The following is a 15,151-nucleotide window of genomic DNA, read 5'->3' as shown; positions in this document are numbered from 1 at the left end:
AAAGCGGCGCGCGCTCGCGATCCCACCACCGGACGACTGCCACCCGGAGTAGGATGGGTTACGGTGGACGCCTCCGAGCTCCTTGCGGTTTTGGCACGACGCGGCGTCGAGCTATCGACCGATGGAGACCAGCTCCGGCTTCGCGCCCCCGCGGGCGTGATCACGCCCGCGCTCCGGGACCTCGTGGCTCGCCACAAACCGGAGCTGATCGCCCTGCAGCGCACCCGCCGCAGCGCCCGCGCCATCCCGCCGGCGCCGGCCCACGGCCCCCTCCTGGCCTCGTGGGCCCAGGAGAGCCTCTACCTCTTCGAGCGCCTCGCGCCGAGCTGCGCCGCGTACAACATCGCGCTCACGATTCACCTCGCCGGCCCGCTCGATGCAGGCGCCCTCGGCCGATCCATCGAGCTCATCGGCCTCCGCCACGAGCCGCTCCGGACCACCTTCGCCGAGGTGGACGGCGCGTGCTCGCAGATCGTCGCTCCCCCGGAGCGCTCGGCCCTCCCGGTGCGCTACCTCGACCTGCGCGGCGCGCGGGACGCCGCCGAGCGAGCCGGCGCCGTCGCGGACGAGGAGGCCGAGCAGCGCTTCGACCTCGCCCGCGGCCCGCTCGCGCGCGCCGTCCTGCTCCGGCTCGCCGAGGAGCGATACCGCCTGCTCTTCGTCGCGCACCACATCGCCTTCGACGCCTGGTCGACGCGCGTGCTCGCCCGCGAGATCGAGGCCAGCTACCCTGCCCTCGCCGCGGGCCTCCGGCCGGAGCTCGCGCCCCTCCCCGTCAGGTACGCCGATTACGCCGCCTGGCAGCGCGCCCGCTCCGGCCCGGAGGTCGACGCCGATCTCGCCTTCTGGCGCGCCCAGCTGCGGGATCTCGGCCCGCTGCCGCTGCCCGCCGATCGCCCGCGCCCCGCCGCCCCGAGCTACCGCGGCCGGCGTGTCGGGCGCGAGGTGCCGCCCGAGATCGCGCAGGCGCTCTCCGCGTGGAGCCGCGCCGAGGGCGTCACCCCGTTCGCCACGCTGCTCGCGGCCCTGCAGATCCTGCTCGCGCGGCTCTGCGGGCAGGCCGACGTCGCCGTGGGCGCGCCGAGCGCGGGCCGCGGCATGCCCGAGCTCGATCCGCTCATCGGCCTGTTCGTGGACACGCCCGTGGTGCGCGCCGATCTCTCCGACGATCCCTCGTTCCGCGCGCTCGCGCGCCGGGCCTCGGCGGCGGCGCTGGAGGCCTTCGCGCACGACCGGGTCCCGCTCGCCCGCATCGCGGCCGAGCTCGCGGCGGACCGGCGCCAACGCGGGCCGCTCTTCCAGGTGATGCTCAACTGGATCGCCTTCGAGGAGGCCCGCCTCTCCCTGCCGGGCGTCGAGGCCGAGCTCGAGGAGCGCATGCCGGGGGCGCGCTTCGATCTCACGCTCTACGCGCGGCCGCGCGGCGAGCGCCTGCGCCTCGAGCTGGCCTGCGCCGCCGACCTGTTCTCGGAGGAGCGCGCGCGGGAGCTGCTCGCGCAGATCGCCGCCCTGCTCGCCCAGGCGCTGGAGGATCCGGAGCGGCGCGCCAGCCAGTTCTCGCTGGTCACGCCCGAGGCAGCGCGGCGCCTGCCCGACCCGGCGGCGCCGATCCGCGCCACGTCGGGGCCGCCGGTGCACCTCCGCTTCGCGGATCATGCGCGCCGCGATCCGGCGCGGGTGGCGGTGGAGGCGCCGGGCGAGCGCTGGACGTACGGCGCGCTCGACGCCCGCTCCAGCCAGCTCGCGCGCCTGCTCGCCGCGCGCGGCGTGAGGCGGGGCGATCGGGTCGCGGTGTACGCGCAGCGCAGCGCGGCGTTGGTGTGGGCGCTGCTCGGCGTGGCCAGGGCAGGCGCGGCGTTCGTGGTGCTCGACGCGGCCTACCCGCAAGCGCGGCTCGCGGCGTGCCTGCGCATCGCCGCGCCGCGGGCCTGCCTCCACCTCGAACAGGCGGGCCCGCTGCCGCCCGAGCTCGCAGCCGCCCTCGCCGAGGCCGGCTGCGGGTCCGCGGTGATCCGGCTCCCGCCGGGCGGCGCGGATGCGGAGGGGCCGTGGCGCGCGCTGCCCCCGGACGACCCCGGCGTCGAGATCGGCGCCGGCGATCTCGCCTACGTGGCCTTCACCTCGGGCACCACCGGCGCGCCGCGCGGCGTCGAGGGCGCCCACGGCCCGCTCGCGCACTTCGTCGCCTGGCACGCGCGCGCCTCCGGCCTCGGGCCGGACGACCGCTTCGCGCTGCTCTCCGGCCTCGCGCACGATCCGTTGCTGCGCGACGTCTTCACCCCGCTGTCGCTCGGCGCCGCGCTCTGCGTACCGGACGGCGAGGCCGCGGCGCCGCCCGGCCTCTCGGCGTGGCTGCGCCGCGCGGCCGTCACCGCCGTCCACCTCACCCCGGCCGTCGGGCGCCTGCTCGAGGCGCCGCTGCCGGCGCTGCGCCGCGTCTGCTTCGGCGGCGAGGCGCTCTTCCCGCGCGACGTCGCCGCGGCGCGCGTCGCGGCGACGGGCGCCGCCTTCGTGAGCTTCTACGGTGCCACCGAGACGCCGCAGGCGATGGGCTGGATCGCGCTGCCCGAGGGCTGCGAGGCGCTCGCGCGCGAGCGCGTGCCGCTCGGCCGGGGCATCGACGGCGCGCAGCTGCTGGTCCTCACGCCCGACCGCCGCCTCGCCGGCGTGGGTGAGCTCGGCGAGATCTACGTGCGCACCCCGCACCTCGCGCGCGGCTACGCGGGCGACGCCGAGGCGACGCGCGAGCGCTTCCTGCCAAGCCCCTTCTCCGCCGATCCCGGCGACCGCCTCTACCGCACCGGGGATCTCGGCCGCTTCCTCCCGGACGGCCAGGTGGAGATCGCCGGGCGCGCCGACCGCCAGCTGAAGCTCCGGGGCGTGCGCGTCGAGCCCGGCGAGGTCGAGGCCGCGCTGCGGCAGCACCCAGCGGTGCGGGAGGCGACCGTGGTGCTGGCCGAGGGCCGCGGAGGCGAGGCGGAGCTGCGGGCGTACGTCGTGGGCACCGGCGAGGCGCCTGGCGCGCCGGAGCTGCGCGGGTTCTTGCGGGCGCGGCTGCCGGAGGCGATGGTGCCCGGCGCGATCACGGCGCTCGCCGCGCTGCCGCTGACGCCCAACGGCAAGGTGGATCTGCGCGCGCTGCCGCCGCCCCGCCCGGAGCCGCCGGCGGCGGACGAGGCGCCGCGCACGCCGGTGGAGGACGTCGTGTGCGCGTTGTGGGCGCACGTGCTCGGCGCGGCCCCGGCCGGGCGGCGGGCGAGCTTCTTCGAGGCGGGGGGGCACTCGCTGCTGGCCGCGCGGCTCCTCGCGCGGGTGCGGGACGCGCTCGGGGTGGAGCTCACTCTGAAAGCGCTCTTCGAGGCGCCCACGGTCGAGGCCCTCGCCGCGCGCGTCGAGGCGGCGCGCGCGGCGCCCGGGGCGGAGCCGGCGCCCGCGCTGCGGCCGGCGCTCCGGGACGGGCCGCCGCCGGCCTCGTTCGCGCAGCGACGGCTGTGGCTCCTGCACCGGATCGACCCGTCGGACACCTCGCTCCGCATCGCGCAGGCGGCGCGGCTGCGGGGCCGTCTCGACCGCGAGGCGCTGGAGCGAAGCCTCGCCGAGATCGAGCAGCGGCACGAGGTGCTGCGGATCACGTTCACGCCGGCAGACGGCGAGCCGATGCCGCGGATCGGCCCGGCGCGCCGCGCGCTGCTCGAGCCGATCGAGCTGCCGATCGGGCCCGGGGAGGAGCCCGCGGCGGCCGTCCGGCGCTGGCTCGCGGCCTGGTCCGATCGCCCGTTCGACCTCGAGCGGGGCCCGATCTGGCGAGCGGCGCTCGTGCCGATGGGGCCGCACGAGCACGTGCTCGCCGTGTGCGTGCACCACATCGCGGCGGACGCGGCGTCGATGCGCGTGCTGCGGGAGGAGCTCTGCGCGCTCTACGGGGCGCTCGCGCGAGGCCAGCCGTCGCCGCTCGGCCCGCTGCCCGTCCAGTACGCGGACCACGCGGCGTGGCAGCGGCGCCGCCTGACGGCGCGCGCCGCCGACGCGCACCTGGCCTACTGGCGGGAGCAGCTCGCCGGCGCGCCGGAGCTCGATCTGCCGCTCTGCGCGCCGCGCGCGCGAGCGGGGCCCCGGCGGGCAGCGAGGCGGTCGCGCGCGCTGCCCGGTCCGCTGGTCGAGGCGGTCCGGCGGCTCGCGCGCGGCGAGGGGGCGACGCCGTTCATGGCCGTGCTGGCGGCGCTCGGCGTGGTGCTGGGTCGCCACGCCGGGCTCTCCGAGGTGGTGATCGGGGCGCCCTTCGGCCAGCGGGAGCAGCTCGAGGTGGAGGGGCTGATCGGCCTGTTCGTCGAGCCGGCCGCGCTGCGGGTGGATCTGCGCGGCGATCCGACCTTCCGGGCGCTCTGCGGGCGCGCGCGGGAGGCGGTGCTGGGGGCTCACGCGCACCGCGCGCTGCCCTTCGAGCGCGTGGTGCAGGCGCTCTCGTCCGGTCGCGAGCCGGGGCGGCACCCGCTGTTCCAGGTCTTCTTCAACTGGGTCCACGCCGACGTCGAGCGCTTCTCGCTGGGGGAGCTGGAAGCGGAGATGCTCGTCCCCGCGGAGCTGCCGGCGCCCTACACGCTGACGGTGCGCGCGGTGGAGCGGCCGGACGGCGTCGCGCTCACCGCGGCGCACGACGCGGCCGTGTTCGCCCCGGAGCAGGCGGACCAGCTGCTGGAGCACGTGGCGGAGGTGCTGGCGGCGGCGACGCTGCGGCCGGACGCTCCGGTCTCGTCCATCGCCCTGTCGCCGCCCACCGCGGCGCGCCGCGAGCGGCGGGCGCTCGGCGCGCCCGGCCCGCGCTTCGTGGAGCTGCGCGGCGAGGGCGACACGCTCGTGGCCTGCTTCGAGGCCCAGGCGCGGCGGCGCGCGGCGGCCGTGGCGGTGGACACCGGCGCGAAGCAGGTCACTTACGCCGAGCTGGACGCGCGGGCCGAGCGCGCGGCGGCGGCGCTGCTCGGGCGCGCGGCGGCCGCGGCGCGCGTGGCGCTGCTGTTCGAGCACGACGAGCAGATGGTGGCGGGCGTGCTCGGGGCCCTCAAGGCGGGCGGCGCGTACGTGCCGCTCGACCCCCGCTTGCCCGACGATCGCCTGGCCACGATCGCGCTCGACGCCGAGGTGGGCGCGATCCTGACGCACGCCGGGGGGCTCGCCCGCGCTGCGCGCGTCGCGCCCCCCGGCGCCGCGGTGGTGGACGTCGACGAGGCGCCCGCGGGACCGAAGCGCGCCCGGCCGGCGGTAGCGCCCGAGGCGCTGGCCTACCTCCTGTACACCTCCGGCTCGACAGGGCGGCCGAAGGGGGTGATGCAGAGCCACCGCGGCGCGCTGCACCACGCGCGCACCTACGCGAACGGCCTGTTCCTCGACGCGGACGACCGCGTCAGCTTGCTCTCGAGCTACGCCTTCGACGCGGCGGTGATGGACCTCTTCGGCGCGCTGCTCGCCGGGGCCACCCTCTGCCCGATCGAGGCCGGCGGCGAGGCGCTGCTGCGGCTGGGCCCGGCGGTGGCCGAGCGGCGCGTGACGGTGCTGCACGCCACGCCGACCGTCTACCGGCGCATCCTGGAGACGCTCCCCGCGCCCGAGATCCTCGAGACGGTGCGCCGGGTGGTGCTGGGCGGCGAGGAGGCCCGGCGCAGCGACGTCGAGGCCCTCTCGGCGAGCTTCCCGCCCGGGTGCGTGCTGGTCAACGGCCTGGGTCCGACCGAGTGCACGCTCGCGCTGCAGGCCTACTTCGAGGGCCGCGCGGCCCTCGATCGGCCCTCGGCGCCGGTGGGCTTCCCGGTGCCTGGCGTCGAGGTCCTGCTGCTCTCCGGCGGGCGCGAGCAGGTCGCGGTGTACGGGGTCGGCGAGATCGTCCTGCGCAGCCAGCACCTGGCGCTCGGCTACTGGCGCGACCCCGAGCGCACCGCGGCCGCCTTCGCGACCGACGCCGAGGGGCGCCGGCTCTACCGCACCGGGGACCTCGGCCGGCTCATGCCCGACGGCAGCCTCGAGCACGCCGGGCGGCGCGACGCGCAGGTCAAGATCCGGGGCGTGCGCGTCGAGCCCGGCGAGGTCGAGGCCGCGCTGCGGGGGCTCGCCGACGTGGAGGACGCGGCGGTGGTCGCCGCGGGGGAGCCCGGGGAGGTGCGGCTCGCGGCGTACGTGGTCCCGCGCCGCGGCGCGCGCCCCGACCCCGCGGCGCTGTCCGGCGCGCTCCGAGAGCGGCTGCCGGCGGCGATGATCCCGGCGTCGTTCACCTTGCTCGACGCGCTGCCGCTCACGCCCACCGGCAAGGTGGATCGCCTCGCGCTCGCGCGCCTCGCGCCGGTCCCCGCCGGCGGGCCCCTCGCCCGCGATGCGGGCGCCGCGCGCGCGCCGGAGCCGAGCCGCGACCCGCTCGAGGCCGAGGTGGCCCGCGTCTGGGAGGACGTGCTCGGCGTGCGCCCTGCCGGCGTGCACGACGATTTCTTCGCGCTCGGCGGTCACTCCCTGCTCGCCGCGCGCCTCGTGGAGCGCCTTGAGCGGCGTTGTGGCGTCGCGCTGCCCCTCGCGGCCGTGTTCGAGGGGCCCACCGTCGCGGAGATCGCGCGGCGGCTGCGGCGCGAGCGCCCGGAGCCGGCCGCCCTCGGGGAAGCGAGGCTCGTCTCCCTGAGGACAGGCGGCGAGAGGCCGCCCTTCGTGTGCCTCACGCCGCCTGGATCCCGCGCGTCCCTGCACTTCCAGCACCTCGCGGCGCGGATCGCGCCGGACCGGCCCTTCCTCGCGATCGAGCCGCCCACGTTCGGGGCCAGCGGCCCGTTGCCCACCCTGGCGCAGGCGGTGGACGCCTGCCGCGCCGCTCTTGGCGCGGGCCCAGTGGGCCCCCTCGTCCTCGGCGGCTACTCGAACGGGGGCATCCTCGCCTTCGAGCTGGCGCGCCGGCTCCTCGCGACCGGCGAGCGCGTGCTGGCGGTCGTGATGCTCGACGCCGCCGCGCCGTCGATGGTCGCGCGGGCCCTCGCCGTGCACGACGACGTCGCCTGGACGCTGCGCTTCGCGGCGAACCTCCTCCGGCGCGGCCGCGCGCGCGAGGCCGGCCGCGACCCCGCGCCGCCCCCGCTGGAGGCCGCCGCGCTGCGCGGCCTCGATCCGGAGGCGCGGCTCTGCCGCGTGCTCGAGGCGGCGCGCGACGCCGGGGCGCTGCCGGCCACGACCACCGTGCGGGAGATCGGCGACGCCCTCGCGTACTACCGCGCCAACACCGAGCGCAACGCCGCGATCCTCGGCCGCTACGCCCCTCCCCCGTGCCCCGTCCGCGTCGCGCTCCTGCGCGCCGAGCGCCGCGCCGTGGGCGACCCGGATCTCGGGTGGGGGCCGCTCTCCGCCTGGCCGGTCGAGGTGCGCCCGACCCCGGGCGACCACGAGTCGATGCTCGAGGAGCCCGCGGTCGCGGCGCTCGCCGAGCTGCTCTCGCGCTGCCTCGACAAGGTCAGCGCGCCCCCGGGCGGCGAGGGATCGCAGCGGCGGGACACCATGGATCTCGGCGATGGGCGCGGCGCCCCCGCCGGCGCGCAGGAGAGGAGCTCATGCACACCCCGGGTTACAACGTCGTAGACACCCTGTACACGAGCGCGCACACGATCGTGTCCCGCGCGCGCCGGGAAGCCGACGGTCGCACCGTGATCCTGCGGGCGCCCAGGCGCCCCGACAGCACCGCGGATCTGGCGAAGCTCCGGCACGAATACGGGATGCTGCTCCTGCTCGGCTGGGGGCACTTCCTCAATGCCCGCGAGCCGAGCCGGCTGCACCCCGGGGGGGTGGTGGCCTCCGAGGATCCGGGCGGGGCGCCGCTCGCGCGCATCATCCCCGGCGAGGGCATGCCGCAGGAGACCGCGCTCTGGATCGCCGAGCGGCTCATGGATCGCGTCGGCGAGATGCACCAGCGCCGCATCCTCCACAAGGACGTGAACCCGTACAACGTGCTCGTCGACGTGGGGGCGCGGCGGGTCGAGCTGCTCGGCTTCAGCACCGCCACGCGCCTGCCGCGCGAGGCGCCCAACGCGCTGAGCCCGGAGCGCATCGAGGGCCTCCTGCCCTACGTCTCGCCGGAGCAGACGGGCCGGATGAACCGGCCCATCGACCACCGCACGGACTACTACTCCTTCGGGGTCACGCTCTACCAGATGCTGACCGGGCGCCTGCCCTTCCGCCTCTCGGACCCGATGGAGATGGTGCACGCGCACCTGGCGCGGACGCCGACGCCGCCGCACGAGCTCGTGCCGGCCGTCTCGCGGCCCGTCTCCGATCTGGTGATGAGGCTGCTCGCCAAGAACCCGGAGGAGCGCTACCAGAGCGCCCGCGGCGTCCTCGCCGACCTGCGCGCAGCCCTCGAGCAGCTCGCCACGCTCGGGCGCGTCGAGCACTTGAACCTCGGCGCCAGCGACCGGCCCGATCTCTTCCAGATCCCCCAGCGGCTGTACGGCCGCGAGGCCGAGGTGGCCGCGCTGGTCGAGGCGTTCGAGCGCGCGAGCGCCGGCCGGCGCGAGCTCGTGCTCGTGGCTGGCTACTCGGGCATCGGCAAGAGCGCCATCGTGCGCGAGGTGCACAAGCCCGTCGTGCGGCGGCGGGGGTTGTACATCGAGGGCAAGTACGAGCAGTTCAAGGCCGACATCCCCTACTTCGCGCTCACCGCCGCCTTCCGAGGCCTCTTGCGGCAGCTGCTCGGCGGGTCCCCCGAGAGCCTCGCCCGCTGGCGAGAGCGGCTGCTGGAGGCCCTCGGCAAGGACGGGGGCGTGCTCACCGACGTCATCCCGGAGCTCTCGTTGATCATCGGCGAGCAGCCGCCCGCCGTGGAGCTCGGCCCGAGCGAGGCACAGAACCGCTTCAGCTCCCTCTTCGAGCGCTTCGTCGGCGTCTTCGCCGGGCCGGAGCACCCGCTCGTGGTCTTCCTCGACGACATGCAGTGGGCGGACTCCGCGTCGTTGAAGCTCGTGCAGCGGCTCACCACCGGCCCGGAGGAGCTGCACCTGCTCGTGGTGGGCGCCTACCGCGACAACGAGGTCGACGCGGGACACCCGCTCCAGCTCGCGATGAAGGAGATCGAGCGGGCGGGCGCGCGGATGAGCTCGATCGCGGTGGGGCCGCTCGCCGGGCCCGACGTCGTGGCGCTGGTCACCGACGCGCTCCGCGCCGCCCGCGGCGAGGCCGAGCCGCTCGCCACGGTGCTCCTGGAGCGGACCCACGGCAACCCCTTCTTCCTGATCCAGTTCCTGCACGCCCTGCACGAGGAGGGGCTGCTCCGCTTCGACCCGCAGAGCGGCTCCTTCCGCTGCGACGTGGGCGAGGTGCGCCGGCAGAAGGGCAGCACCGACAACGTGATCGATCTGATGGTGCGGCGCCTGCGGAGGCTCCCCGAGCGGACCCGGGCGACCCTGACGCTCGCGGCCTGCATCGGCAACCTCTTCCACCTGAGCACGCTGGCCGTGGTCACCGGCCGCTCGCGCGCCGAGATCGCCGCCGATCTCTGGGAGGCGGTGAACGAGGGGCAGATCGTCCCGCTCCTGGACGACCTCAGCCCCGAGGCCCGCGCCCTGCTCGAGAGCGGGCGGGCCGCCGCCGGCCCTCCCTCCCAGGAGCGCCCGCCGTCCACCCCCTCGCAGCCGCACAGCAAGCTCGGCCAGGGCGAGCCGTCGCAGACCCTCCCCTTCGACGCCGATCCTGCGGCGCTCGAGCCGATCGAGATCTCCTACCGCTTCCTGCACGACCGGGTGCAGCAGGCCGCCTACACGCTGATCTCGGAAGAGGAGCGGCGCGCGGTGCACCTCAAGACCGGCCGCCTCCTGCTCGCGCGCGTGAGCCCCGCCGCGCTCGAGGAGCAGGTGTTCGACATCGCGGGCCACCTCAACCTCTGCCTGGACCTCATCGACGCGCCCGCCGAGCGGCGGCAGCTCACCGAGCTGAACCTGCTCGCCGGGCGGCGCGCGCGCGCCTCCACCGCCTACGGCGTCGCGCTCAAGCACCTGGCCGTGGCCGACCAGCTCCTGACCGACGGGAGCTGGGAGCGCGACTACGAGCTGGTCTACGCGCTGCACCTCCTGCGCGCGGAGTGCGAGTTCCTGGACGCGAACCACGACGCCGCCGAGCGGCTGTTCGTGGACCTGCTCGGCCACGCCCGCACGGCGCTTGAGAAGGCGAACATCTGCGTCCTGCGGACGATGCTCTACCGGAACGCGGTGCGCTACGGCGACGCCGTGCAGGTGATCCTCTCCGGCCTGCGCCTGCTCGGCGTCGATCTGCCGTCGCCGGACGACGCCGAGCGGCTCGGCGCGATCGCCGCCGCCGATGCGGGCGAGCTCAAGGCGCTGCTCGCCGGCCGGGCCATCGCGGATCTCATCGACCTGCCCGAGGTCACCGACCCCGAGACGCTGGTCGTGATGGATCTGCTCGAGGAGCTCTCCATCGACGCCATCTACGTGGGGCCGCTGCTCCTGCAGGTCGCCGTCTTCAAGCTGGTCGTGCTCTCGCTGCGCCACGGCAACGCGCGCGCCTCCTGCTCCGCCTACGCGGCGTACGGCTCGCTGCTCGGGGTGGCCATGCACGACTCGCGGGCCGGCTGCGCGTTCGGCCAGCTGGCCATGGAGCTCAGCCGGAGGTTCGGCGACCCGCGCGCCGGGTGCCGCTCGGGCGTGTGGTACGGCGCCTGCGTCGGGCACTTTGGCGAGCCGCTGCCGGTGGGCATCGCCGTCCTGCGCGAGGCCTGCGACATGGGCGTGCGCGCGGGCGACCCGGCCTACGCCTCGTACGCCGCGTTCTTCCTCGCGGTGCACTCGATGGCGCGCGGGGAGAGCATGGATGAGGCGCTCACCGAGCTCGCCCACTACCGGCGGCACATGGACGCCGAGAGCCGCCTCAGCGTGCTCGCCCACCGCCAGATGGCGCTCAGCCTGAAGGGCGCGACGCGCGCCCCGGGCGACTTCGACGACGGGACCATCGAGGAGGCCCGCTTCATCGCGGATCTGCGGGCGTGCAGCGTGCTCGCGCTGCAGCACTACCACGTCGCCAAGCTGCAGGCCCTCGCCCTCTCCGGCCGCCACGAGGAGGCGATGCGCGTCATCGACGCCTCCATCGCCCTCGGCGACATCGAGTCGATCCTCTTCGGCCAGCTCGCGCCCACCATCTTCGCCTTCTACGCCGCCCTCTCCACGATGATCGTGGCCCAGGGGCTGTCCGGCCCCGAGCGCGCCGCGCGCGAGGAGGCGGCGCTGCGCTGGCTGGACAAGCTGCGGCGCTGGGCCGAGGGCTGCCCGGCGAACTTCCAGCACCAGCACCTGCTCCTCTCGGCCGAGCTCGCGCGCCTGCAGGGCCGGGAGATCGACGCCATCGACCTCTACGAGCAGGCGATCGTGTCGGCCAGCGAGCACGGCTTCCTGCAGCACCTCGCGCTGGCGGCCGAGCGCGCCGCCGAGCTCCACCTCGACCGCGGCCGGCGTACCCTCGTGCGAGGCTACCTCGTCATCGCCCACGACGCCTACACCCGCTGGGGCGCCACGGCCAAGGCGAGGACGCTGGAGGAGCGCTATCCCCACCTCACCGCCGAGCACGTCGACGGCGGCCCCTCGGGCGCGGCGCTCGACGCGACCACGGTGATGAAGGCCGTGCAGACGATATCGAGCGAGATCGTGCTGGAGCGCCTGCTCCAGCGCATGATGCGCATCATCCTGGAGAACGCCGGCGCGGAGCGCGGCCACCTCCTCGTCCACCGCGAGAGCGGGCTCGCGGAGGAGGCGGCGGGCACCGCCGGCGGCGAGCATGTCACCGCCCTCCGGTCCATCCCCGTCGAGCGGTGCACGGACCTCCCGCTCTCCATCGTCCGCTACGTCGAGCGCACCGGCGAGATCCTGGTGCTCGACGACGCGGCGAACGACCCCCGCTTCCACGCCGATCCCACCGTGGCGAGGCGCCGGATCAAATCGATCCTGTGCGCGCCCGTCGTCAAGCAGCGGCGGCGGCTCGCGATCCTCTACCTGGAGAACAACCTGACCACCGGCGCGTTCACCGCGGATCGCACGCGCGTCCTCGAGGTCCTCTCCTCCCAGGCGGCGATCTCCCTGGAGAACGCCTGGCTGTACGACACCCTGGAGCAGAAGGTGGCGCAGAGGACCACGGAGCTGCAGAGCAAGAACACCGAGCTGGAGCGGGCGATGAGCCGCCTCGTCGAGACCCGGAACCAGCTGCTCATGCAGGAGAAGCTCGCCAGCCTCGGCGCGCTGACCGCCGGCATCGCCCACGAGATCAAGAACCCGCTGAACTTCGTGAACAACTTCGCTGAGCTCTCGGTGGGGCTGCTCGACGACCTGCGGGAGCAGCTCACCGCCGTGGCCGGGCGCGACCCTGCGGCGGCGGAGCGGGTGACGGATCTGCTCGACGACCTCCAGCAGATCGTGACGAAGATCAACCAGCACGGCCGGCGCGCCGACGCCATCGTGCGGGCGATGCTGGAGCACTCCCGCGGGGGCATCGGCTCGCGGGAGGCGATCGACATCAACGCGCTCCTCGCCGAGTACGTCGCGCTCGCCTGCCACGCCCTGCGCTCGCGCGACGGCCTGGAGCCGGTGGCCGTCGAGGCGAGCTACGACGCGTCCATGCCGCGCGTCGTGCTCGTGCCGCAGGAGATCGGCCGGGTCTTCGTGAACCTCCTCAACAACGCCTGGTATGCGACGCGCGCCAAGCAGGCGACGGCCGGCAGCGACTTCGCTCCGTCGATCGCCCTGAGCACGAAGAACCTCGGCGACCATGTGGAGATCCGCGTCCGCGACAACGGCACCGGCGTCCCCCTGGCCATCCGCGACAGCATCTTCCAGCCCTTCTTCACGACCAAGCCGGCAGGCGAGGGCACGGGCCTCGGGTTGTCGATCAGCCACGAGATCGTGCAGGCCAACGGGGGCACCCTCCGCATGGAGAGCGAGGAGGGCCAGTTCGCGGAGTTCATCGTCAAGCTGCCCCTGCCGGGGCCGTCGGCCGGCTGATCCGCGCGGCGGCGCGCCCGGCCGCGGCGCTACATCTCGACGGTCGGCATCTCCGCGAGCGCGCGCGACGCGGGGTCGCTCCGAAGCACCCGGTAGACCGCCGTCGGATCCGCCCTCGGCCAGACGCCCCGCGCGCCGGCGTCCTCGAGCTTGATGTCGCGCCTGGCCCCCGCGCAGACCGCTTCGTCGACGAGGATCTCTCCGGGGAGCGCCGCCCGCGCGAGGTGGGCGGCGGCGTTCACCGCCTCGCCCAGCACCGAGTAGCCGAGCTGCCCGCACGCGTGCGAGCCGACGCCCGCCGCGAGGACGTCGCCCGTGGAGAGGCCGATGCACACCCCGTGCGCATACGGCGAGTCGTCGCCTGCGCGCTGCGCGATCGTCTCGATCTGCGCGCGCACGGCGAGGCACGCCCGGAGCGCCCGATCGAGGTGATCCGGCCCATGGAACACCGCCATGACCGCGTCGCCGACGAACTTGTCGACCATCCCGCCCTGCGCCAGGAGCTCCGGGACGATCACCTCGAAGTTGGCGTTGAGCCGCCGCGTGGCCTCGACGGGGGGCCGCTCCTTCGCGATGCGGGTGAACCGGTGGACATCGACGAACACCACCGTCGCCTCGAGCGTCTCGCTCGCCGTCACGCCCGCGGGCCCGTGCGACCGGAGCCGCTCGATCAGGGCTGCATTCGTGAACTTCCGCAAGAGGTCGTTCTCCTCGTTCGAATGCGCTTTGCGCCGGTGCTCCTCGACGCTCCGGAGCGTCTTCTCCAGCGTCGCCTCCAGATCCTCGAAGTGGATTGGCTTGAACAGGAAATCGAAGGCGCCCCGGTTCATGGCGCGGCGGATGTTGGGCATGTCGCCGTACGCGGACACGATCACCGTCTTCGCCAGCGGGTTCACCTCGGGGACGCGCTCGAGGAGGGAGAACCCGTCCATCACCGGCATGTTGAGATCGGTGACGATGACGTCGATGTCCGGGTTTCGCCGGAGCTCGTCGAGGGCGAGCTGGCCGTTTTCGGCGAAGACGAGCTCGTAGGCGCGGCCGGTCTTCTTGCGAAAATACAGCTTGAGCAGCATCTGGAGGTCGGGCTCGTCGTCGACGACCAGGATCTTGGCGGGGCTCGCCGCGGCATTGCAGATCGCGGCGAAGGCCGAGACGAGCTCTCGGCCCGACTGGAACCTGCGAGAGCGATCCTTCGCCAGGGCGCGCTCGAAGAAGCGGTCGACGCCGGGGGGGAGGTCGACGCCGAGCGACGACGCCGGCGCGAACGGATCGGTGCAGATGCTGACGATGAGCTCCCGGACGTCGGTCAGCGGAAACGGGAGATGGCCGGTGAGCGCGCGGTAGACGATGACGCCGAGCGACCAGAGATCGGTCAGGGGATGGGGGACGGCGCCGCGGACCTGCTCGGGACTCATGTACGCCGGGGTCCCGAACCGCCCGCTATACCGCTCGTTCGATGGAGCGTCGCTCCCCTCGTGGAGCGTCCACCCGATCCCGAAATCGAGGATCTTCACGGATTCGCCGTATGCGCTCCGGGCAAGGAAGATGTTTGCGGGCTTGAGATCGCAATGGACGATGCCCGCCGCGCTCGCGGCGTCGAGCCCCGCGCTGATCTGCCGGAGCAACGACAGCACGGTCGGGGCCGGGAGCAGGCGCACCCGCCGGAGCCGCGAGTCGAGGTCCTCGCCCTCGAGCAGCTCCATGACGATGTAGGGCGACCCCTCGTCGATGCCGAAGTCGTGCACTTGGACGATGTGCTCATGCCGGACCCGGGCGATCGTCGTCGCCTCCTGCGCCAAGCGGCGCTGCGCTTCGTCGGAGGCGAGCTCATGGGGGGCCATCAGCTTGATCGCCACCGTCCGGCGGAGCATCTGATCGAACGCCTCCCACACGACGCTCATGCCGCCGCGGCCAATCATGCGCCGAAGCGCGTACCTGCCTCCGATCGTGTGGTCGTGCATGACAACTCAAAACACCTACGCTTCCGCGGACCGCCGGTCAACGGGCAGCGCGCCGCAGGGCCGTTCGGGCGCGGCCGCGGAGATCGCTCGCCATGATGCGGAGATCGCCCGCTGCTGCGCCGCGCGCGGGCGGAAGGAGCGATCTCCTCTACTACCCTCGCTTCGAGCGCGCCGTCCTGCGGG

General features: G+C 74.9%; 3 protein-coding genes. 2 read left to right on the top strand and 1 reads right to left on the bottom strand.

Annotated features, from left to right (window positions below; translation table 11 throughout):
• Window positions 1–63 precede the first annotated feature (63 nt).
• Window positions 64–7,596: an amino acid adenylation domain-containing protein gene (locus WMF26_RS20955; RefSeq protein ID WP_438001782.1), complete on the top strand. Its 7,533-nt coding sequence runs from the start codon at window positions 64–66 to the stop codon at window positions 7,594–7,596.
• Window positions 7,569–13,007: a trifunctional serine/threonine-protein kinase/ATP-binding protein/sensor histidine kinase gene (locus WMF26_RS20950; protein ID WP_438001781.1), complete on the top strand. Its 5,439-nt coding sequence runs from the start codon at window positions 7,569–7,571 to the stop codon at window positions 13,005–13,007. The genes WMF26_RS20955 and WMF26_RS20950 overlap by 28 nt, the downstream gene beginning before the upstream one ends.
• A 29-nt stretch (window positions 13,008–13,036) precedes the next feature.
• Here the strand turns inward: WMF26_RS20950 and WMF26_RS20945 are convergent, their stop codons facing one another.
• The gene (locus WMF26_RS20945) at window positions 13,037–14,968 is read right to left on the bottom strand and encodes a protein kinase domain-containing protein (RefSeq protein WP_438001780.1); all 1,932 of its coding nucleotides are present in this window, start codon (window positions 14,966–14,968) and stop codon (window positions 13,037–13,039) included.
• Between the last annotated feature and the right edge of the window lie 183 nt (window positions 14,969–15,151).

The sequence above is a fragment of the Sorangium sp. So ce185 genome, from assembly GCF_051526825.1.
GTDB classification, from domain to species: Bacteria; Myxococcota_A; Polyangia; order Polyangiales; family Polyangiaceae; genus Sorangium; species Sorangium cellulosum_D.
Note: the sequence above shows the minus strand (reverse complement) of the source record. Positions and strands in the feature narration are given on the sequence as shown.